At 72.1% G+C, this 19741-nt stretch carries 18 protein-coding genes; 9 read left to right on the top strand and 9 right to left on the bottom strand.

What is annotated here, in order from left to right:
- Positions 1 to 56 precede the first annotated feature (56 nt).
- Positions 57 to 1274 carry an MFS transporter gene (locus CLV46_RS05735; protein ID WP_100363891.1) on the top strand — a complete coding sequence of 406 codons (1218 nt, stop codon included), beginning with the start codon at positions 57 to 59 and terminating at the stop codon, positions 1272 to 1274.
- A gap of 4 nt (positions 1275 to 1278) precedes the next feature.
- On the opposite strand, the gene CLV46_RS05730 is transcribed toward CLV46_RS05735, so the two are convergent.
- Positions 1279 to 2139 (bottom strand): PHP domain-containing protein, encoded by an 861-nt coding sequence (locus tag CLV46_RS05730; RefSeq protein ID WP_100363890.1) that lies wholly within the window; start codon positions 2137 to 2139, stop codon positions 1279 to 1281.
- 54 nt (positions 2140 to 2193) lie between these two features.
- Here CLV46_RS05730 and CLV46_RS05725 point away from each other — a divergent pair, with 54 nt between their 5' ends.
- From CLV46_RS05725 to CLV46_RS05715, 3 genes are all read left to right on the top strand, one after another.
- Positions 2194 to 3192, top strand: a complete 999-nt coding sequence (locus CLV46_RS05725; RefSeq protein WP_100363889.1) for an endonuclease/exonuclease/phosphatase family protein — start codon at positions 2194 to 2196, stop codon at positions 3190 to 3192.
- Between the two features lie 78 nt (positions 3193 to 3270).
- On the top strand, positions 3271 to 4389 hold the full coding sequence (locus CLV46_RS05720) for a carboxylate-amine ligase (RefSeq protein WP_157802239.1): 1119 nt from the start codon (positions 3271 to 3273) through the stop codon (positions 4387 to 4389).
- Positions 4390 to 4448: 59 nt separating this feature from the next.
- Positions 4449 to 5930, top strand: coding sequence for an aminopeptidase P family protein (locus tag CLV46_RS05715; protein WP_100365914.1), 1482 nt, complete (start codon positions 4449 to 4451; stop codon positions 5928 to 5930).
- 51 nt (positions 5931 to 5981) lie between these two features.
- Here CLV46_RS05715 and CLV46_RS05710 read toward each other — a convergent pair whose 3' ends face one another.
- The 4 genes from CLV46_RS05710 to CLV46_RS05695 form a co-directional block, all read right to left on the bottom strand.
- Positions 5982 to 6656 (bottom strand): uridine kinase family protein, encoded by a 675-nt coding sequence (locus CLV46_RS05710; protein ID WP_211282155.1) that lies wholly within the window; start codon positions 6654 to 6656, stop codon positions 5982 to 5984.
- Positions 6657 to 6726: 70 nt separating this feature from the next.
- Positions 6727 to 7941, bottom strand: coding sequence for an RNA polymerase sigma factor (locus CLV46_RS05705; protein ID WP_245866562.1), 1215 nt, complete (start codon positions 7939 to 7941; stop codon positions 6727 to 6729).
- Entirely contained in the window at positions 7938 to 8279 is a 342-nt protein-coding gene (locus CLV46_RS05700) for a YciI family protein (protein ID WP_100363886.1), read from the bottom strand. The genes CLV46_RS05705 and CLV46_RS05700 overlap by 4 nt, the downstream gene beginning before the upstream one ends.
- Positions 8280 to 8353: 74 nt before the next feature.
- A complete protein-coding gene (locus CLV46_RS05695) occupies positions 8354 to 9271 on the bottom strand; it encodes a TetR/AcrR family transcriptional regulator (RefSeq protein WP_100363885.1) in 918 nt (305 codons plus the stop codon).
- A 105-nt stretch (positions 9272 to 9376) separates the two neighbouring features.
- Between CLV46_RS05695 and CLV46_RS05690 the strand changes: the two genes are divergently transcribed.
- Together CLV46_RS05690 and CLV46_RS05685 are read left to right on the top strand one after the other, a co-directional pair.
- Complete coding sequence (locus CLV46_RS05690; protein WP_100363884.1) at positions 9377 to 10282, top strand: ATP-binding cassette domain-containing protein; 906 nt, start codon at positions 9377 to 9379, stop codon at positions 10280 to 10282.
- Position 10283: 1 nt separating this feature from the next.
- Positions 10284 to 11084: an ABC transporter permease gene (locus tag CLV46_RS05685; RefSeq protein ID WP_100363883.1), complete on the top strand. Its 801-nt coding sequence runs from the start codon at positions 10284 to 10286 to the stop codon at positions 11082 to 11084.
- A gap of 23 nt (positions 11085 to 11107) precedes the next feature.
- On the opposite strand, the gene CLV46_RS05680 is transcribed toward CLV46_RS05685, so the two are convergent.
- Positions 11108 to 11602 (bottom strand): YflT domain-containing protein, encoded by a 495-nt coding sequence (locus CLV46_RS05680; RefSeq protein ID WP_100363882.1) that lies wholly within the window; start codon positions 11600 to 11602, stop codon positions 11108 to 11110.
- A gap of 56 nt (positions 11603 to 11658) precedes the next feature.
- Here CLV46_RS05680 and CLV46_RS05675 point away from each other — a divergent pair, with 56 nt between their 5' ends.
- Genes CLV46_RS05675 through CLV46_RS05665 form a run of 3 tightly spaced genes read left to right on the top strand, consistent with a single transcriptional unit; the run spans position 11659 to position 14600 of the window.
- Entirely contained in the window at positions 11659 to 12978 is a 1320-nt protein-coding gene (locus tag CLV46_RS05675) for a magnesium transporter MgtE N-terminal domain-containing protein (protein WP_100363881.1), read from the top strand.
- Positions 12965 to 13480: a DUF1003 domain-containing protein gene (locus CLV46_RS05670; RefSeq protein WP_245866559.1), complete on the top strand. Its 516-nt coding sequence runs from the start codon at positions 12965 to 12967 to the stop codon at positions 13478 to 13480. Before CLV46_RS05675 ends, CLV46_RS05670 begins: the two co-directional genes overlap by 14 nt.
- Entirely contained in the window at positions 13458 to 14600 is a 1143-nt protein-coding gene (locus CLV46_RS05665) for an Mrp/NBP35 family ATP-binding protein (RefSeq protein WP_100363880.1), read from the top strand. Before CLV46_RS05670 ends, CLV46_RS05665 begins: the two co-directional genes overlap by 23 nt.
- Before the next feature lie 499 nt (positions 14601 to 15099).
- Here CLV46_RS05665 and CLV46_RS05660 read toward each other — a convergent pair whose 3' ends face one another.
- The 3 genes from CLV46_RS05660 to CLV46_RS05650 are packed head-to-tail and all read right to left on the bottom strand — an operon-like array spanning position 15100 to position 19741.
- On the bottom strand, positions 15100 to 16074 hold the full coding sequence (locus tag CLV46_RS05660; RefSeq protein WP_100363879.1) for an NAD-dependent epimerase/dehydratase family protein: 975 nt from the start codon (positions 16072 to 16074) through the stop codon (positions 15100 to 15102).
- Positions 16071 to 18722, bottom strand: a complete 2652-nt coding sequence (locus CLV46_RS05655) for an alpha/beta fold hydrolase (protein ID WP_100363878.1) — start codon at positions 18720 to 18722, stop codon at positions 16071 to 16073. The genes CLV46_RS05660 and CLV46_RS05655 overlap by 4 nt, the downstream gene beginning before the upstream one ends.
- Positions 18719 to 19741: a 3-oxoacyl-ACP synthase III gene (locus CLV46_RS05650; RefSeq protein WP_100363877.1), complete on the bottom strand. Its 1023-nt coding sequence runs from the start codon at positions 19739 to 19741 to the stop codon at positions 18719 to 18721. The genes CLV46_RS05655 and CLV46_RS05650 overlap by 4 nt, the downstream gene beginning before the upstream one ends.

The raw sequence follows: 19741 nt of genomic DNA, 5'->3' as shown, positions 1-19741 counted from the left end.
CGCTCGCCGTGCCCCTCCCGCGGCACGGCGAGCGCCGATCACCTGAAAGCCCGGTCATGAACGCGCTTCACCGCACCCTCCCTCCGTCCGTCGCCTACTTCCTCGCCGCAGGGATCATCGGTCTCGCGCTGTTCGCCTCGGTGACGCCGTCGCCGATCTACCACTCGTACGGCGCGAGCTGGCATCTCTCACCGTTCACGTTGACGCTCGTCTACGCGACCTACGCGGTCGGCGTGCTCGTGGCCCTGCTCCTCGGCGGGTCGCTCTCCGACGACGTCGGGCGTCGACCCGTGCTGCTCGTCTCGCTCGGGGCGCTGCTCGTCTCCACGGTGCTGTACGTCATCGCATCGTCGGTGGGCTGGCTGTTCGTGGCCCGCGGACTCCAGGGCCTCGCGACCGGTCTCGCGGTGAGCGCCGCGAGCGCCGCCCTGCTCGACCTGCACCCCCGCCGCGATCCGTGGGCGGCGGGACTCGCGAACGGCGTCGCGAGCACCGCCGGTATCGCGCTCGGCATCTTCAGCGCCGCCGAACTCGTACAGTCCGGTGGCGCGCCGCGCGTGCTGCCGTACCTGCTGCTCCTCGTGCTCTTCGCCGTCGCGATGGCCGGCGTCGTCTGGATGCCCCACCCGGCCGCACAGGCGCGCGGTATCCGGGTGCGCGTGGCCCGCCCGCATGTTCCGCGGGCGATCCGCGGTCCGTTCCTCCTGGCCGCGCTCACCGTCATCGCCACCTGGTCGCTCGGCGGTCTCTACTTCAGCCTCGGCCCGGCCCTCGGGGCGCGACTGTTCCACACGACCGATGTGGTGCTCTCCAGCAGCGGGATCATCGCGCTCGCCGCCGCGGCGTCGATCGCACAGCTCGCCTTCCACCGCACACCGCCATGGCTCCTCGCGATGCTGGGGTCGGTGGCGCTCGCGGCCGGGGTGTCGCTCGTCGTAATCGCCACGGCGACCGGTTCGGGCACGGTCCTCCTCGTCGGTTCGGCGGTCGGCGGCATCGGCTTCGGCATCGGCTTCCTCGGCGGTCTGCGCGCCCTCGTCGGGACGATCCCGTCCCACCACCGGGCCTCGGTGATGTCCGCGTACTACACGGTGGCGTACCTCGCCCTGTCCGTCCCCGCCGTGGTCGCCGGCCTGCTGGTCGGGTGGCTCGGCCTCGACACGACGTTCGAGGTGGTCGGCTCGGTCGTCGTGCTGGTCGGGGTGGCGACGGTCATCGTCGCGTGGCGCGCCCGGCCGGCGCAGGCGACCGGCGTCGCGACGAACCCCGCGTGATGCGCTAGGCCGCGGCGCCGAGCACCGGTGCCGAACCGGTTCCGGCGGCGAGGATACGATCGAGCACCTCCGGCTCGGTCGTGTTCTCCCCCGGACGGTTCGGCTTGCCCGTGCCGTGGTAGTCGCTCGATCCGGTGACGGCGAGCCCGTACTTGCGGGCCGCTTTCAGCAGACGATCCCGCGCCTGCGGCGGGTTGTCGCGGTGGTAGACCTCGAGGCCGAACAAACCCGCGTCGACGAGTCGACGCAATTCCGCGTCGTCGAGCACGCGCTGGACGCCGGGTACTCCCGGATGCGCGATCACCGCGACGCCGCCGGCCTCGGTGATGAGCTTCACGCCGTGGACGGGCTCCGGCGCGTAGTGCGGGCGGTAGTACCCGCCGCGCCAGTGCAGGATGCTCGCGAACGCCGCCGAGCGATTGGGCACGTGCCCGCGGGCGACGAGGGCGTCGGCGATGTGCGGGCGGCCGACCGTGGCCCCGGGCGTGGTCTGCGCGAGCACGTCCTCCCACTCCAGGTCGTAGTCCGCTGAGATGCGACGCACCATCGATTCGGCGCGCGCCAGCCGTTCGGCCCGGATGCGTGCCGTCTCACGCACGAGCGCCGCATCGGAGGGGTCGAAGAGGTACGCGAGCACGTGGACGCTCGCGTAGTCGAGTTGCGTGCTCAACTCCATGCCGGGCACCACCGTGACCCCGGCGCGAGGTGCCTCCTCGAACGCCTCCTGCCATCCGGCCGTCGAGTCATGGTCGGTGAGGGCGATCGTGCCGAGCCCGGCTGCGGCCGCCGCACGGACGAGCTGCGAGGGCGTCTCGGTACCGTCGGACACGCTGCTGTGCAGATGCAGATCGATCCCGGCGGGCATCCCCCCATCGTACGCAGGGTGATCGACAGCCGACCCGGATAGGCTCGCGGAGCCATGATCGCCCGCCTGCTCGCCGCCCTCGCCCTGCTCGCGCTCGCCGCGGTCCTGTTCATCGCCGCCTGGCCGCAACTCCTCGGTCTGGAACAGGCGAGCGTCGTCGCTCAGATCGTGTCCCTGCGCGCGGTCGCGGCCGGCGCCGCCGTCGTGCTCCTGGTCGTCTTCGTGGTGATCGCCCTCGCCTCCCGCACCGTGCGCCGCTTCGCGGGCTCCGTCGCGGTGCTGCTGCTGGCGTTCGTGCTCGTCAGCGCCGCCGTGCTCGCCTCGCGTGGGTTCGGCCCGGCACGCAGCGCCGACGAGGCGTCTCTCACAGTGCTGTCGTGGAACACCCTCGGCGGCGAGCCGGGCGCGCAGGCCGTCGCCGAGATCGCTCTCGAGCAGGGGGCGGATGTGGTGACGTTGCCCGAGACGGCCCGCTCGACCGCGGACGAGATCGCCGCGGCGATGCTCGCCGGAGGGCGTCAGATGGCCGTGCTCGGTGGCGGCGACGAGGAGCTCGAGGCACGGGCCACGTCGCTGCTGGTGAGCGTCGAGCTGGGCGAATACGCCGTGACCGACCAGTTCGGTGACACGAGCGTGCTGCACTCCGTCGTCGCCCTGCCGGTGTCCGGCGAGGGTCCCTTGCTCGCGGCCGTGCATCCGGTCGCCCCGGTCCCGTCGCGTATGGACGAGTGGCGCGCCGATCTCGACTGGGCCGCCGAGCTGTGCCGACAGCCGGATGCGATCGTCGCCGGCGACTTCAACGCCACCCTCGACCACCTCGCCGGTCTCGCCGACGGCGGGGACCTCGCCGGATGCCACGACGCCGCGCGGGTGACGAACATGGCCGGCGTGGGCACCTGGCCGGCGTGGCTGCCCGCGCCCCTCGGCACCCCCATCGACCACGTGTTCGCCACGGATACCTGGCGCGCGCGGGCGTTCACGGTGCTCACCGACTTCGACGACGCCGGGAGCGACCACCGGCCGATCGTCGCCCGCTTCGACCGCTCGGAATAGCGGCGCATCGCTCGCAGACCCCTGACAGTGCCGGCGCGCATCTGGCCCGCCGACGGGCAGCGGAGCCATACTCCTCCCATGCGCACTTTCGGGGTGGAGGAGGAGCTGCTGCTGGTCGATCAGGTCAGCGGCGAGCCGCTCGCCGTGGCGCGCCAGGCGCTCGGCCATCATGCCGAGGCGCTGCCGGAACCCGGCCCGCAGCTCGAGGCGGAGCTGCAGCAGGAGATGCTCGAGGCCATCACCTCGCCGCATTCGACCCTCGACGGGCTCGCGGCGGAGATCGTCGCCGCTCGCGCTCTCGCCGACCGCGAAGCGCGCGCCGCGGGCGCTCGCGCGGTCGCACTCGCCAGCTCGCCCCTCCCGGTGCGCCCCCACGTGACCCCGAAGGCCCGCTACCACGAGATGATGGAGCGCTTCGGGCTCGTCGCACGACGGAGCCTCGTATGCGGCTTCCACGTGCACGTGTCGGTGACCTCTCCCGAGGAGGGCGTCGCGGTCATCGACCGGATGCGCAGCTGGCTGCCGTCGGTGCTGGCACTGTCGACCAATTCCCCGTTCTTCGACTCGGAGGACACCGGCTACAGCAGCTACCGCACGATCGCCTGGTCGCAGTGGCCGTGTTCCGGTCCGAGCGACATCTTCGGCACGATCGAGAACTACATCGAGCACGAGCAGCGCACCCTCCGTACCGGCGTGCCGATGGATGCCGGGATGCTCTACTTCGACGTGCGTCTCTCCCGCAACCATCCGACCGTCGAAGTGCGGGTCGCCGACGTGTGCCTCGATCCCGCGGACACGGCGGTCATCGCCGGTCTCGTCCGGGCCCTCGTCGAGACGGCCGCTCGCGAGGGGGCGCTCGGTCTGCCACCGAACCCGGTGCCCGCCTCCTCGATCCGGCTGGCGTCGTGGCGCGCCGCCCATTCCGGGGTGCGCGGTGAGCTCGTGCATCCGGTGACCGGATCGGCCCGCCCGGCGGCGGAGGTCATCACCGCGCTGCTCGAACACATCCGGCCGGCTCTCGACGACATCGGCGACGGCCCCGCGGTGGTCGCCGGCGTCCAGCGCATCCTGCGCCGCGGCACCGGAGCAGACCACCAGCGCCGGGCGTTCCGCCGCACCGGACGGCTCGCCGAGGTGGTGGCCGACGCGGTTCTGGCCACCCATGCCGCACAGCCCCGCTCCCCCGAACCCGTCTAAACCGCGCCGGCCGGATGCGCACCGGCGCACGCCGTGCCGTGCGGTGGGAGAATGGCGGCATGGCTGAGCAGACCGCGCCCCGCGCCACCGCGAACCGCAGCACCACCCCCGTGTCGGAGGGATTCCGTTCCTACATCTCGACCAATTGGGCCGAGCGCGACGAGGCCGATGCGGCGCCCCTCGAGGTCGCCTCGTTCGCCGCAGACCGCCGCGCGCGCATCTCGGCGATGTACCCGGGCAAGCGTCTCGTGTTGCCTGCCGGTCCCGCCAAGCCGCGCTCGAACGACGACGACTACCCGTACCGTGCGCACTCGGCGTTCGCCCACCTGACCGGGTGGGGAGCCGACACGGTCCCGGGCAGCGTGCTCGTGCTCGACCCCGTCGACGGCGGACACGAGGCGACCCTGTTCTTCCGGGAGCCGGCCGGCCGCGACACCGACGAGTTCTACGCCAATCCCGAGGTCGGCGAGTTCTGGACCGGTCGTCGCCCGTCGCCCTCGGAGGTGGCCTCGTCGCTCGGACTCCGCACGCGCGGTCTCACGCTGCTCGGGGACCTGCTCGAGCACGCGGATGCCGACACGCTCGTCGTGCGGGAGGCCGACCCGGCGCTCACCGCCCGACTGGACGAGGTGCGGGGTCGGCATCACGAAACGGATGTGGCGGGAGCCGACACCCTCGAGGCGCAGGATGCACAACTGCTGCGCGACCTGAGCGAGATGCGTCTGGTGAAAGACGCGTGGGAGGTGCAGCAGATGCGCCTCGCCGTCGACGTCACGAAGCTCGGTTTCGACGACGTGATCGCCGATCGCGACGAGATCATGGCGCACCCCCGCGGCGAGCGCCTCGTCGAAGGCACGTTCAACCGGCGCGCGCGAGCCGAGGGGAACGCGACCGGCTACAGCACGATCGCCGCCTCCGGTGAGCACGCGTGCATCCTGCACTGGACCCGCAACGACGGACCGGTCGCGGCCGGCGACCTGATCCTCATCGACGCCGGCATCGAACTCGACAGCTACTACACCGCCGACATCACCCGCACCCTGCCGGTGAGCGGACGGTTCACCGACGTGCAGCGCAAGGTCTATGAGGCGGTGCTCGAAGCCGCCGACGCGGCGTTCGCGATCGTGAAGCCGGGCATCCGCTTCCGCGAGGTGCACGCGGAGGCGATGAAGGTCATCGCCGCGAAGACCGCCGAGTGGGGTCTGCTGCCGGTGACGGCGGAGGAGTCGCTCGAGCCGGAGCACCAGTACCACCGCCGCTACATGGTGCACGGCACGAGCCACCACCTCGGCCTCGACGTGCACGACTGCGCCCAGGCACGACGGGAGCTCTACACCGACGGCGTGCTCGAGGCGGGCATGGTGTTCACGATCGAGCCGGGTCTGTACTTCCAGCCCGACGACCTGACGGTGCCGGAGGAGTTCCGCGGCATCGGGGTGCGCATCGAGGACGACATCGTCGTGACCGAGGACGGGGCGCTCAACCTCTCCGCCGGCATCCCGCGCACCGTCGCCGACGTGGAGGCGTGGCTGGCGCGCTGACCGCGGGAGGCGTGCTCACCGCGCCGACGAGTCCGCACCCACGGGACGTGGTCACTCGCCTGCGCGGGTGACCGCGAGCTCGGTCTCGGCGAGAGGCACGACCGGCGTGCCGGCGACGATGAAGTCGGCGCGCGCCCAGGGCCGTTCCCGCGCGAAGAACGGCACCTCCTCCTCCTGCCACAGGTCCCAGAAGGCCGTGGCGGCCTCGCGGTCGCCGTTGACGCCGCTCGCGACATCGCGGTCGAGTGCCCGCCGTCTGGCCTCTTCGGCGTCCGACTGCATCCAGATGCTCGCGTCGAACAGTGCCGCGAGCTCGTCACGGATGATCCCCGTGCCCTCGACGAGCACCGTCGACGTGCCGCGTTCGATGCGGATGCTGCCCGACCGCCCGTGCTCGTGCCACGCGGCGGGCCGGTAGTCGACCGGCAGACCTCGATGCAGCGGCTCGAGGATGTGCTCACGCATCGCGTCGCCCCAGTCGAACATGGAGTAGCGCCAGGCCACGTCGTCGGTGTGCACGATCGTCGTGGCCGGCACGACGTCGGCGATGCGTTCGGAGATCGTCGATTTGCCCGCTCCTCCCCGTCCGTCGATGGCGATCAGGCGGGGACGATGGACATGGTCACCCGCGAGGGCGATCAGCTCGCGGACCCAGGTGCCGAACGGACGGGCGGCGAACGAGCCGGCCGCGGGCTCGCCGGGACCGGGGATGAGGGGACGCGTCATACCGGCCATGCTGGCACCGGCGTCGGCCGCTATCGAGCCCCGAGGCGACGGCGGACATCGACGGGCGGATTCACGCTTCGGATTCGCACTCGCGCAGGCGGGCCTCGAGGTGACGCCGGGCGGGAGCTGCTCGAGTGTGTTCGAGCGCCCGGCGGTACTCCGCCGCCGCTTCGGTGCGCCGGCCCGAGTCGCGCAGGAATCGGGCGCGGGCCGGAGCGACGAGCGTCGCGGGTGCGTCACCCACCGTGTCCACGGCTCGCAGTCCGGCCTGCGGCCCGCGGGCCATCCCGACGGCGATCGCCCGGTTGAGGGCGACGACGGGTGACGGGTCGATCGCGGCGAGCGCGTCGTAGGCGTCGAGGATCGCGGCGAAGTCGGTGCGCTCCCACGACGGCGCCGTCGCGTGCGCGGCGGCGATGACCGCCTGCAGCGTGTACCGCCCGACGGTCCCTTCGCGTGCCGCCCGGCGGATGAGCGTCGAGCCCTCGGTGATCGCCTCCCGATCCCAGCGGGAGCGGTCCTGCGCATCGATCGTCACCGCGTCACCGTACTCGTCCACCCGCGCGTCGCGACGGGCGTGCTGCAGCAGGAGCAGCGCGAGCAGACCCGCCGCCTCCGTCTCCCCCGGCATGAGCCCGTGCAGGAGCCGGGCGAGCCGGATCGCCTGCTCGGCCAGCGGCGCACGGACGAGCTCGTCGCCCCCGGTTGCGGAATACCCCTCGGTGAAGACGAGGTAGATCACCGCGAGCACGCCGTCGAGACGTTCGGCCAGAAGCTCCGGCGGGGGCACGCGGAACGGGATGCCGGCGTGCGCGATCTTCGCCTTCGCGCGGACGAGCCGCTGGGCCATCGTCGATTCGGACACGAGGAAGGCGCGGGCGATCTCCGCCGTGGTGAGTCCCGCGACGGTACGCAGGGTGAGCGCCACCCGGGCTTCGAGAGCGAGCGCGGGGTGGCAGCACGTGAACAGCAGCCGCAGCCGGTCGTCGTCCACGTCGTCCGGCGGCTCCGGCGCGAGCAGCCCCTCGCTCACGATCCGTTGCTCGAGCCCGGCACGGCGCAGCCGGTCGAGGGCACGGTTGCGGGCCACCGTCGCGAGCCACGCACCCGGAGCCGGTGGGATGCCGTCCGCATCCCACCGGCCGAGCGCCGTCTCGAACGCCTCTTGCGCGCAGTCCTCGGCGACCGCCCAGTCGCCGGTCACACGGATGAGGCCGGCGACGAGCCGCGACCATTCGGCTCGGTGCAGGGCGGCGACGGAGTCCGCGACCGCAGCGGAGGTCACAGATCCAGCGGCCAGCTCGGTCGGATCTCGATGAGACCGTGGCGCGCCATGGGGTGCTTGCGGGCGATCGCGATGGCTTCGTCGAGGTCGGCGCATTCGATCACGTCGAATCCGCCGATGTAGTCGGAGCCTTCGACGAACGGGCCGTCGGTGACGAGCGTCTCGCCGCCGCGCACGCGCACGGTCGTGGCCTCGGAGGCGGGCCGCAGCCGGTCGCCGATCTTGCCGGCACCGCCGCCGTAGACCTCGCCGACCCACTCCTCGATGGTGGGGCCGTCATCCGCGGCACTCGACTCGGTCATGTCGGGCGAGCTGCCGATCAGGAAGAGATAACGCATGGTGGTGCTCCTTTCAGGGGGTGCTTACACCCGTACTACGAACGGGCCACGGCCGATCTCGACACCTCCACGATTCATTTCGGCGAGCGCACGGCACGCTCGCGAGCATGCTGCAGCGCCTCCCGTTCGCGCTTGCGGGCGTCGCGGAGCGTCTTCTCGGCTTCCCGTCGCGCTTTGATCGCCTCTTTCACCCGCTTGTCGCCGACCACCTCGGGCGGGTCGACGGGCTCCGGTTCGGGCGCCGCGGGACGCTCAGCGGCGTATTTCTCGATGCCGTCGAGCGACCGGTGGAGGGCGAAGGTGAACGGGTCGCCTTCGGTGTCGGGGTGGAAGACCCCCGCGTCGACCGCGCGGCGCAGATACGGGAACTCGGCCTCGGAGACGAGCATGCGGAGCACGGAGGCGTTCTGCCGGTCGAGCGCTTCGGTGTCGCCGCCGAGCGCTTCGGCCTGGGAGCGGTAGCCGCGCTCGATCTGCGCCTGCCAGCGCACCTGGGCCATCATCATGAGGCACGCGGCGACCTTCTCGTGCTCGGTGAGTCCGCTCTGGGCCAGCGCGCCGAGCCCCGCGTCGAGCCACGCCATGTTGTTCGGTGTGGTGACCGCCGTGCTCATGGTGGTGTCGAGCATCCAGGCGTGTCGCCGGTACATCTCGAGCTGGTCGTGACACCAGACGCGCAGCGCCTCGCGCCAGTCCGCGGCCTCGCGCACGCGTTCCGTCGGCACGCCCATCGCCTGCTCGTTCATGAGCAGCAGCAGGTCTTCCTTGGCGCTCACGTAGCGGTACAACGACATCGGTGTGAAGCCGAGCCGGGAGGCGACGCTCGACATCGACACCGCGGCGAGACCGCCTTCGTCCGCGATCTCGACGGCCGTGTCGACGATGCGCTCGAGACTCAATTCGCGCTTCGGACCCCGTTGCGGATGGGCGGCGATGCCCCACGCGAGGGCGATTCCCCGCGGGAGTTCTGGTTCGATCTCGGGGTCGCTCATCGGTTCCTGTCGCTCGGTGTTGACGCTCAGTCTAGAACTGTGTATGACTTAAACCACAAGCTATACGCAGTAAACAGTTTTCGACGTACACAGGAAGCGACAGCCATGACCGACGCCATCAGCATCCATGGACTCCGCAAACGATTCGGGGAGACGACCGTGCTCGACGGGCTCGACCTCGACGTGCGGGCCGGAAGCGTATTCGCGCTTCTCGGCCCCAACGGAGCCGGCAAGACGACCCTCGTGAACATCCTCTGCACCCTCGTGCAGCCCGACGCCGGCTCCGTGCGGGTGGCCGGCTTCGACACCGCGACCCAGCGCGCCGAGGTGCAGCACCGCATCAGCCTCACCGGCCAGGCGGCCGCCGTCGACGGACGACTCACCGGGCGTGAGAACCTCGAACTGGTCGCAGCGCTCCGCGGCCTGCGCGGACAGCAGGCCCGGCGGCGGACCGACGAGCTGCTCGAGCGGTTCGATCTGGTCGCGGCGGGTCGCCGGGCGTCGAGCACGTACTCCGGCGGCATGCGTCGCCGACTCGACCTCGCCCTCGGCCTCGTCGTGCCGCCGCAGGTGATGTTCCTCGACGAGCCGACCACCGGACTGGACACCCGCAGCCGACGCGAGCTGTGGGACGTCGTGCGCGGTCTCGCCGCCGACGGCACGACGGTGTTCCTCACGACGCAGTACCTCGAGGAGGCCGATCAGCTCGCCGACCGGGTCGCCGTACTCCACGGCGGGCGGATCGTCGCCGACGGTCATCCGCACGAGCTCAAGCGGCGCATCGGCGACGAGTTGGTCGAGGTGACGGATGCGACGGGCACGCAGATCGCGCAGGTCGCCTCCGACGGTACCCTCGCGGGCCTCGCCGCTGCGGTACGCCGACTCCAGTCCGACGGCATCTCGGAGGGCTCGGTGCAGCTGCGCCGGCCGAGCCTCGACGACGTCTTCCTCGCCCTCACCGGGGACTCCGCCCCGCTCACCACCACCGCGACCGCGACCGGAAGGAACTGACATGACCACGACGACCCCTCCCCTCACAGCCACCCGCCCGCGGCTCGCACCGCTCGCCCCCGAGCTCGCCTTCGCCCGCCGCAGCGTGCTGCGCTCCGTGCGGAACACCGAGGCGCTCCTCATGGCCGTCGTGCTGCCCGTGATGCTCATGCTGCTGTTCGTCTACGTCTTCGGCGGCGCGATCGACCGCGGCGGCGACTACGTGGACTACGTGGTGCCCGGCATCATCCTGTTGTGCGCCGGATACGGGGCCGCGAGCACGGCGGTCGACGTCGCCGACGACATGCAGAGCGGAGTGATGGACCGGTTCCGCACCATCCCCATCCGCTCATCGGCCGTGCTCACCGGACACGTCGTCGCGAGCCTGTTGCGCAATCTGCTCGCGTCGGCGATCGTCGTCGGTGTCGCCCTGCTCGTCGGCTTCCGACCAGACGCCGGCCCGCTCGAATGGCTCGGCACACTCGGCGTCGTCGCGCTCTGGATCCTCGCGATCACCTACCTGTTCGCAGCGATCGGCGCCGCGGCACCGAACGCCGAGGCGGCCAACGGGTTCGGATTCATCCTGCTGTTCCTGCCGTACCTCTCGAGCGCGTTCGTGCCCGTCGACACGATGCCCGAGTGGCTGCGCGGCGCTGCCGAGCACCAGCCGATCACGCCGGTGATCGAGACCATCCGCGGGCTGCTCATGGGCACCGAACTCGGCGCCGCGCCCCTGCTCACCGTCGGGTGGTGCACGCTCATCCTCGTCGTCGCCCTCGTGTGGGGCGGCTGGGTGTTCCGCCGCAAGGCCGCCCGGCGCTGACCCGGGCGCCCCGCGGGCTCGGGTCAGTGCCCGTGCTCCGTGTCGGGCCGGGCGAGCGCGTCCTGGGCCCGCACGAGCACGTCCGGCGCGACGATGATCTGGTAGTTCGAGGCGAGCACCTGAGTCTGCGAGGTGAAGTCGCGCACGCGGCGGTTGACGGCGTAGGTCACGAGACCGAACAGCATGCCGAACCCGGCACCGATGAGCACGGCGGCCCCGAGGAAGAGCAGATTCGGCGTCACGAACGTGAGGAGCACGCCGAAGAAGAGGCCGAACCAGGCACCCGAGGCGGCTCCCGCGGCCGCCGCGCGGCCGTAGGTGAGCCGCCCGGTGACCCGTTCGACGGTCTTCAGGTCGTTGCCCACGATGGACACGCGGCTCACATCGACCTCGGCCTTCGCGAGCCTGTCGACGATCTGCTGGGCCTCGGGATAGGTGTCGTAGGTGCCGAGCACCTCCCCGCGCGGCAGCGACGGCTGATTCGGTCCGCGGCGGCCGAAGAGGCCTGCATTCGTCATGTCGTCATTCTGGCACGGTCATCCGTCCGTCAGCCCGGAGCGACTACCCTCGTATCGTGAGCGCCACCAGGGTATTCGTCGCCCGTCTGAACGGGGCGGCCGTCTTCGATCCCGCAGGGGACCGGGTCGGCCGGGTCCGTGACGCGCTCGTGGTGTACCGCAAGACCGAACCGCCGCGCGTGGTCGGCCTGATCGTCGAGGTGCCGGGCAAGCGCCGGGTGTTCCTCTCGATCGGGCGGGTGACCAGCATCGCCGCCGGTCAGGTGATCGCCACGGGCGAGATCAACCTGCGGCGTTTCGAGCAACGCGGCGGCGAAGTGCGGGTGATGGCCGAGCTCATCGGCCGCAAGGTCGTGCTGCGCAACGGCTCCGGCGAGGCGACGATCGAAGACGTCGCCATCGAGGAGGAGGCCCCCGGCGAGTGGTCGGTCGGTCAGCTCTTCCTGCGCCGTCCGCGCACGAGCGGGCCGTTCGGCAAGGGCCCGTCTGTCTTCGCCACCTGGAGCGAGGTGCGCGAGAAGCAGTCCGACGGCGAGGCGCAGTCGGCGGAGCAGCTCATCGCGAGCTACTCCGAGTTGCTGCCCGCCGACCTCGCGAACACCCTGCTCGACCTTCCCGAGGAGCGCCGCCTCGAAGTCGCCGAGGAGCTGCCGGACAACCGGCTCGCCGACGCGCTCGAGGAGATGCCCGAGAACGAGCAGGTGTCGATCCTCGCCCACCTCGACGACACGCGCGCCGCCGACGTGCTCGACCAGATGCAGCCGGATGACGCCGCCGACCTCATCGCCCAGTTGAGCGACGAGCGCGGTGAGGCGCTGCTGCGACTCATGCAGCCCGAAGAGGCCGACAACGTGCGGTTCCTGCTCTCCTACGACCCGGAGACCGCGGGCGGTCTGATGACGACCGAGCCGATCATCCTCTCGGCCGACGCGACCGTCGCCGAGGCCCTCGCCCTCATCCGGCGCCACGAGCTCGCGCCCGCGCTCGGCGCCGCCGTGTGCGTGACGCTGCCGCCGTACGAGCCGCCGACCGGCCGCTTCCTCGGCATGGTGCACTTCCAGCGGATGCTGCGCTACCCGCCGATGGAACGCCTCGGCACCCTGCTCGACCAGTCGCTCGAGCCGGTCAAGGCCGAGACGAGCGCGGCCGAGGTGTCGCGCATCCTCGCGAGCTACAACCTCGTGTCGGTTCCCGTGGTCGACGACAACCACCGACTCGTCGGGGTGGTGACCATCGACGACGTCCTCGACTACCTGCTTCCCGATGACTGGCGAAGTAGCAGCGGAGACGAGGTGAAACCCTACGGGGACACCTCGACCGCTGCCATCACCCTGAAGCCGAGACCGGGAAGGAGGACGCGCCGTGCCTCGCGCTAGACGTCAGAATCCGTTCGAGACCCCCAAGGGCCAGCGCGTCCCCGTCGTTCCCCGCCTGCACAGCCGTGACCGGTTCGGGCGATTCACCGAGGGTGTCGCCCGCGCGATGGGGACCCCGTGGTTCCTGCTCGGCATGACGGTGTTCGTCATCGTCTGGATCGGGTACAACACGTGGGCCCCGCGCGAGGCGCAGTTCGACCCGCGCGCCCTGAACTACACGCTGCTCACGCTCATCCTGTCGCTGCAGGCGTCGTACGCGGCGCCGATGATCCTGCTCGCGCAGAACCGGCAGGACGACCGTGACCGCGTGCAGTTCGAGCAGGATCGGCAACGTGCGGAACGCAACCTCGCCGACACCGAGTACCTCGCCCGCGAGGTCGTGGCCTTGCGGCTCGCGATGAAGGACATGGCGACGAAGGACTTCATCCGCGGCGAACTGCGCAGCCTGCTCGAGGAGCTGGAGCGCGACGAGAGGTCCGATGACGAGCAGAAGCGTGACTGAGCCCCTCGAGGCGGCGGTGCTCACGGCGCTGTCCCGGGTCATCGACCCCGAGATCCGCCGCCCCGTGACCGAGCTCGACATGATCGGCGGCGTGACCGTCGCCGACGGGGCGGCTCACGTCGATCTGAAGCTCACGATCGTCGGATGCCCGGCGGCGGACCGCATCGAGCGCGACGTGCGCGCCGCGGCGGCCTCCGTCGATGGGGTGACGGCGGTGAGCGTCGACGTGTCGGTGATGACGCGCGAGGAGCGCGACGCGCTCACGGCGCGGTTGCGCGGCGGGCGTCCGCGCGAGCACCAGTTCGGCCCGGACAGCCTCACCAAGGTGTTCGCGGTCACGAGCGGCAAGGGCGGTGTGGGCAAGTCGACGCTCACGGCGAACCTCGCCGTCAGCCTCGCCGCGAAGGGACTCGCCGTCGGCCTCGTCGACGCGGACGTGTTCGGGTTCTCGATCCCGGGCATCCTCGGCATCGAGGGTGCCGTTCCGACGCGCGTGGGCGAGCTCATCCTCCCGCCGGTCGCCCACGGCGTGAAGGTCGTGTCGATCGGCATGTTCCTGCCGCAGCCGGCGCCCGGCGCGCCGCGCAACACGGCGGTCTCGTGGCGCGGGCCGATGCTGCACCGGACGGTGCAGCAGTTCCTCACCGACGTGTGGTTCGGCGACCTCGACGTGCTGCTGCTCGATCTCCCGCCGGGCACGGGCGACGTGGCGATCTCGGTCGGACAGCTGCTGCCGCAGGCGCAGGTGCTCGTCGTCACGACCCCGCAGACCGCCGCGGCGGAAGTGGCGGAGCGCTCCGGCATCGCCGCCCGGCAGACCGGGCAGACCGTCATCGGCGTCGTCGAGAACATGGCGGGGCTCCCCCAGGCCGACGGCACCGTGCTCGAGCTGTTCGGCAGCGGTGGTGGCGAGGAACTGGCCCGCCGCCTCGACGTGCCCGTGCTCGCGTCGGTGCCGTTGAGCGTCGACCTGCGCCGCGGCGGCGACACGGGCGCCCCGGTCGTGCTCACGACCCCCGATGATCCCGCCGCCGTCGCGATCGATGCGCTCGCCGACACCCTCGCGACGCGCGCCCGCGGCCTCGCCGGCCGCCACCTCGCAATGCGCATCAACCCCTAGCCGCCCCGTCGCCCGCGACCCCCGCTCCCTGAGCCCGTCGAAGGGAGCCCGTCGAGCATCCCGCTCCCTGAGCCTGTCGAAGGGAGCCCGTCGAACGTGCCCCTTCGCGACACATCCACCCCGTATTGCCGCGTTTTGTGTCGCCAACGGGCACTCTCGACGGGAGGACGACGGCCGAGCGTGCCCGTTACGGACTAAGCGGACGGATGGAAGCGCTCCCGCGGTCCGTAACGGGCACGCTCGACGCGGGCGGCACTTCGACCGGCTCGGCGTCCCGCTCCCTGAGCCTGTCGAAGGGAGCCCGCCGAGCGTGCCCGTTCGCGACACATCCACCGCGGATCGCCGCCGTTCCCGTCGCCAACGGGCACGTTCGATCGAAGGGAGCCCGTCGAACGTGCCTCCATCCGACGTTCTCCGCCCCGAAACTCGGTCAGAACGTCGGGTGGAGGCACGTTCGCCGAACCGCGACACGGTCTCGTGCCGGCGGGGTGGCCGCGGGTCAGCGGCGGGCGGCGTAGTGGGCGGCGAGGCGCTCCATGCCCTCGTCGATCGAGACGGTCGGGGTCCACGAGAGGTCGCGACGGGTCTCGCGCTGGTCGAACCAGTGGGCGGTGCTGAGTTGCTCGGCGAGGAAGCGGGTCATCGGCGGCTCGTCGACGCCCGGCCGGACGCGCCACACCGCCTCGACGGCGCCTCCCGCGGTGCGGGCGACCGCGGCGGGCACGCGCAGCGCCGGCGGCTCGACGCCGGCGGCCCGGCACATCCCGGCGATGAGTTCGGCGACCGGGCGCGGTTCGCCGTTGGTCACGACGTAGGCGCGCCCGTGCACCTCGTCGACGCGGTCGAGGGCGACGGCGATGGCGGATGCCGCGTTGTCGATGTAGGTCGAATCGATGAGCGCGGCGCCGCTGCCGAGGATGGGCAACCGTCCCTGGCGCGCCCGCTCGACGATGCGCTCCACGAGTTGGGTGTCACCGGGGCCCCACACGAGGTGAGGGCGGATGGCGACGACGTGCACGTCGTCGCCGTCGGCCGCGAGGGCCTCGAGTTCGGCCGTCGCCTTCGTGCGCGCGTAGTCGCCGCGCGCGTGCAGCGGATCTGCGGGGTCGGCCGCGGCGCCGACGATCGAGGCGCCCGCGTGGGCGACCGACGGAGAGGAGACGAACACGACCCGGCCGACGCCGCTCGCGCGGGCGGCGTCGAGCACGGAGCGGGTGCCGCCGACGTTGACCGCCTCGAACTCCGCCGGATCACCCGCGAGCGACACCTTTGCGGCGAGATGCACGACCGCATCCGTGCCGTCGACGGCCCGGCGCACGGCGTCCGCATCCGTCACCGACCCGAGCACATCCGTCGCGCCTGCGACGCCGGAGGGGCGGCGCTGGAAGCAGCGGACGTCGTGGCCGCGAGCGACGAGGTCCGCGGCGACGGCACGACCGAGGAAGCCGCTCGCGCCCGTGACGAGCACCCTCACGGCTGCCTCATCCGACCGCCGGCGAGCACGTCATCCGCCCACCGCGACAACCGGGTGCGGTCGATCTTCGAGTTGTGCCGGATGTCCGTGGGCAGAGTCGGCACGGTGAGCACGGCCGCGAGCGGCAGACCGGCGGCCGTGCGCGCGGCCGTCGCGAGGTCGAGGTCGGCGAGAGCAGCGCGGCGGGCCGCCGGCGTCTCGAGCACCGCGACGAGCTGCTGGGTGCCGCGGGGGCCGATCGCCGCGAGTCCCGCCCGCGTGACGCCCTCTACCGTCTCGAGCCGCTGTTCGACGCCGACGGGCGTGACCGGTCCGTCGGCGGTCACGGCGACGTGCGGCATGCGCCCCTCGATCCAGAGTCGTCCCTCCGCGTCGAGGTGGCCGACGTCGCCGGTGCGGTGCCAGCGCCGTCCGTCGTCGGGCACGCCCGCTGCCGCGGCGCGGTCGGTGAGGAACAGGCGGTCGTAGCCGGTCTTGAGGTGCGGTGCCGTCACGACGATCTCCCCGGTCACCTCCGGGTCGGCCGCCGGTGTGCCGGCCGCGTTGCCGTCGGCGTCGAGCGCCGCGATGCGCACCTCGACGCCGTCGGCGGGTCGTCCGACGCACACTCCCCCGCCGACGCGCGCGTCGGGGCCGGGTTCGGCGGAGCGGATGCCGTCGAGGTCGATGTCGGTCATGAGCAGTCCCTCGGTCATGCCGTAGGGGGTGTGCAGCCGCGCGGCGGGCAGGAGGGCCGCGAGGCGGTCGAGCAGGGCGGGGGCGACCGGCGCCCCCGCCGAGAGCGCGGTGCGCACGCTCGCGAGACCGTCGCGTTCGAGGTCGGTGAGGTCGTCGGCGGTCGCGACGACGTTGGCGATGGCGGCCGGGGAGAGGAAGAGCACGGTCGCCCGGACGGAGTCCACGGCCGCGGCGACGGCGCGCGCCGTGAGGGTGCGCGGCGCGGTGACGTCCATGTCGGGGGTCGCCGTGCGCGCCCCGAGCGCCGGGCCGAGCAGCGCGAACGGCGCGAACCCGGCGACGAGGCCGGTCGACCCGTCGATGCCGTACTGCGCGGCGAGACGGTCGCGCAGCGCCTCGAGCTGGCCGTGGGTGTAGAGCACGCCCTTCGCCGGGCCGGTCGACCCGGAGGTGAAGAGTACCGCGGCGAGCGCATCCGCGGCGGGCTCGGCCGGCAGTTCCGCGTCGCGTCCGTCGCGGGCCAGTTGCGGCAGGGAGGCGATCACCCCGAGCGGACGGGCGAGCGCCGGCGGGAAGGTCGTCGTCGAGATGCGCCGCCCCGGCCAGCCGAGCGCGCGTGCCGCGGCGAGGCCGGGCCGGGCGCCGATGATCCAGTCGGCTTGCGCGCCGCGGACGGCGCGGGTGAGTCCCCGGAGGCCGAGCCCGGCGTCCGCCACCACCACGACGGCGCCGATGCGCAGGCACGCGTAGAGCGCGGCGGTGAGGTCGGCGCCCGGCGGCACGAGCAGCGACACCCGGTCGCCTTCTCGCACGCCGAGCCGGTGGAGCCCCGCTGCGACCTCCCGCACGCGGCGGGAGAGCAGCGACCACGGCACCCGACGCGGCGCCGGTCGACCCGGCGGCGCGAGCTCGACGAGGGCGACGTCGTCATCGTCCGACCGTTCGATCAGGGTCGTCCACATCGGACGACGCTCGCCGACAGCAGCCGAGGGCGCGGGGTCCGCGGTCGGTTCGGAGGTCGAGCGGATGCGGTCGGCGAGCCAGTCGAAGACGATTGGCGCGCAGGCGACGTCTTCGGCGATGAGGTGTCCGGCGCCCTCGAATCGGTGCACGTCGCTGCGCGGCATCCGGTCGAGCAGGTCGTCGAGGTACCGGTCGCCGAAGATCGGGTCCGCCGGCCCCCACAGCAGCAGGGAGGGCACGTCGAGCCGCGTGACGCCGTCGGCGATCCGATCGAGTTCGGCGGCGCTCGGGTGTCTCCCGTCGACGGGGATGTCGGCGACGAACTGTCGGATGCCCGCGCGACGCACGGCCCCGGCGTAGGGCGCGCGGTAGGCGGCCCGCACCTCACGACGCAGCGCGGGTCGCGCGAGCGCGAGCGTGGTGTCGAGGAACGCGGTCGTGCGCTCGGTCGCCGCGGTGAGCACGGCGGGCTGGAGGGCGACGCGCAACGGCGCGGGGATGGGCACCCCGGCGGGCTGGTGCACCGCCGTGTTGAGCAGGGTCACAGCCGCGAGCCGGTCGGGGTGGTCGACGGCCCAGCCGAGTGACACCACGCCGCCCCAGTCGTGCCCGAGAGTCACCACGGGACCATCGAGCTCGAGCGCGTCGGTCAGTCGTCCGAGATCCGCGACGCGGTCGGCGAGCCGGCGCACGCGACCGGTGCGCTCGGACCAGCCCATCTCGAGCTGGTCGGGAGCGACGACCCGCCACGTCGTCTGCCCCGCCTCCGCGCGGGCGAGCGACGTGTCGAGCATCCGTCGCCAGAGGTACGACCAGGTCGGGTTGCCGTGCACGCACAGGATGGTGCCGGCCGGTTCGACGCCGAGCTCGGCGAGGCGCGGACCCGAGTCGAGCACGTGCCAGGTGACCGGCTCATCGCCGCCGACGGTGACGAGGCGGGAGGTCGCGGGATCGAGTTCCGCGAGTCCCGCGGGGGGCAGCTGCGCGGGGACGCGCGGCGGGGTCACCAGGCCAGTTCCAGCATCGAGGTGTTGAGCCCGGACCCGACACCCATCATGAGCACCCGATCGCCGCGACGCAGCGACGGGGCCTCCTCGACGAGGGTCATCGGGATCGACGCCGGTCCGACGTTGCCGAACTTCGGGTAGGTGAGCGGGATGCGCGCGCGGTCCAGGCCGACGGCCTTCACGAGGGCGTCGGTGTGCACGTCCGAGACCTGGTGCATGATGTAGCGGTCCATGCGCTTCCAGTTCCACTCGCGCTTGGCGTCCTTCCAGGCGGACACCACGAGGTCCATGCCGCCCTTGAGCAGCATCTTCGCGTCGGTGAACATGCCGTCGACGCTGCCGACGCACACGTCGTGGAACTGCGTCGCGGCGCGGGTCACGCCCCCGATCAACCGGTGGCCCTCGGGGTGGGCGTCGGCCGGGCCGAGCACGGCCGCCGCCGCGCCGGAGCCGAGGGTGAGGCTCGCGAACTCGGCCATGAAGTCCTCACGGCCGATGCCCTCGCGGCTCAGCCGCTCGATCGTGTTGAGCTGGATGTCGTCGGCGTCCTCGCCGTCGATCACGACCGCGTAGCGGATCTGCCCGGCGTCGATCATCTGCGCCGCGAGGCTCAAGCCGTTGACGAACCCGAGGCATGCGTTGGCGATGTCGAAGTTGACCGCCGAGGTCGGCAGCCCGAGACCGTGGTGCATGCGCACCGCGACCGACGGTTCGAGGTGTTTGCGGGTGACCGAGGTGTTGATGAGCAGACCGACCTGATCGGGTCGAACCCCCGCCTCGGCGAGGGCGCGGCGTCCCGCGTCGATCGTCGCGATGTCGAACTGCTCGCTGTCGGCCCAGTTGCGGCGCTCGGTGATGCCGGCGACCCGCTCGAGAAGACCCTGCGGCAGACGCAGCCGCTTGAGCACGGGCTTCAACCGTTCCTCGATCTGCGCGCTCGTGGTCACCCGGGGCGCCACGGTGCTGGCCACGGCGAGCAGTGCGGCGTTGCCGAATCTCGTCGTCGCGTTCCCGTCCAC

This window comes from Diaminobutyricimonas aerilata, from assembly GCF_002797715.1.
GTDB classification, from domain to species: domain Bacteria; phylum Actinomycetota; class Actinomycetes; order Actinomycetales; family Microbacteriaceae; genus Diaminobutyricimonas; species Diaminobutyricimonas aerilata.
The sequence above is the reverse complement of the archived record's forward strand: the minus strand, read 5'-3'. Positions and strand labels throughout refer to the sequence as shown.

Coding starts and splice junctions, on each gene's coding strand:
- CLV46_RS05735 (WP_100363891.1), top strand. CDS start 57: ATGAACGCGCTTCACCGCACCCTCCCTCCGTCCGTCGCCTACTTCCTC.
- CLV46_RS05730 (WP_100363890.1), bottom strand. CDS start 2,139: ATGCCCGCCGGGATCGATCTGCATCTGCACAGCAGCGTGTCCGACGGT.
- CLV46_RS05725 (WP_100363889.1), top strand. CDS start 2,194: ATGATCGCCCGCCTGCTCGCCGCCCTCGCCCTGCTCGCGCTCGCCGCG.
- CLV46_RS05720 (WP_157802239.1), top strand. CDS start 3,271: ATGCGCACTTTCGGGGTGGAGGAGGAGCTGCTGCTGGTCGATCAGGTC.
- CLV46_RS05715 (WP_100365914.1), top strand. CDS start 4,449: ATGGCTGAGCAGACCGCGCCCCGCGCCACCGCGAACCGCAGCACCACC.
- CLV46_RS05710 (WP_211282155.1), bottom strand. CDS start 6,656: ATGACGCGTCCCCTCATCCCCGGTCCCGGCGAGCCCGCGGCCGGCTCG.
- CLV46_RS05700 (WP_100363886.1), bottom strand. CDS start 8,279: ATGCGTTATCTCTTCCTGATCGGCAGCTCGCCCGACATGACCGAGTCG.
- CLV46_RS05695 (WP_100363885.1), bottom strand. CDS start 9,271: ATGAGCGACCCCGAGATCGAACCAGAACTCCCGCGGGGAATCGCCCTC.
- CLV46_RS05690 (WP_100363884.1), top strand. CDS start 9,377: ATGACCGACGCCATCAGCATCCATGGACTCCGCAAACGATTCGGGGAG.
- CLV46_RS05685 (WP_100363883.1), top strand. CDS start 10,284: ATGACCACGACGACCCCTCCCCTCACAGCCACCCGCCCGCGGCTCGCA.
- CLV46_RS05680 (WP_100363882.1), bottom strand. CDS start 11,602: ATGACGAATGCAGGCCTCTTCGGCCGCCGCGGACCGAATCAGCCGTCG.
- CLV46_RS05665 (WP_100363880.1), top strand. CDS start 13,458: ATGACGAGCAGAAGCGTGACTGAGCCCCTCGAGGCGGCGGTGCTCACG.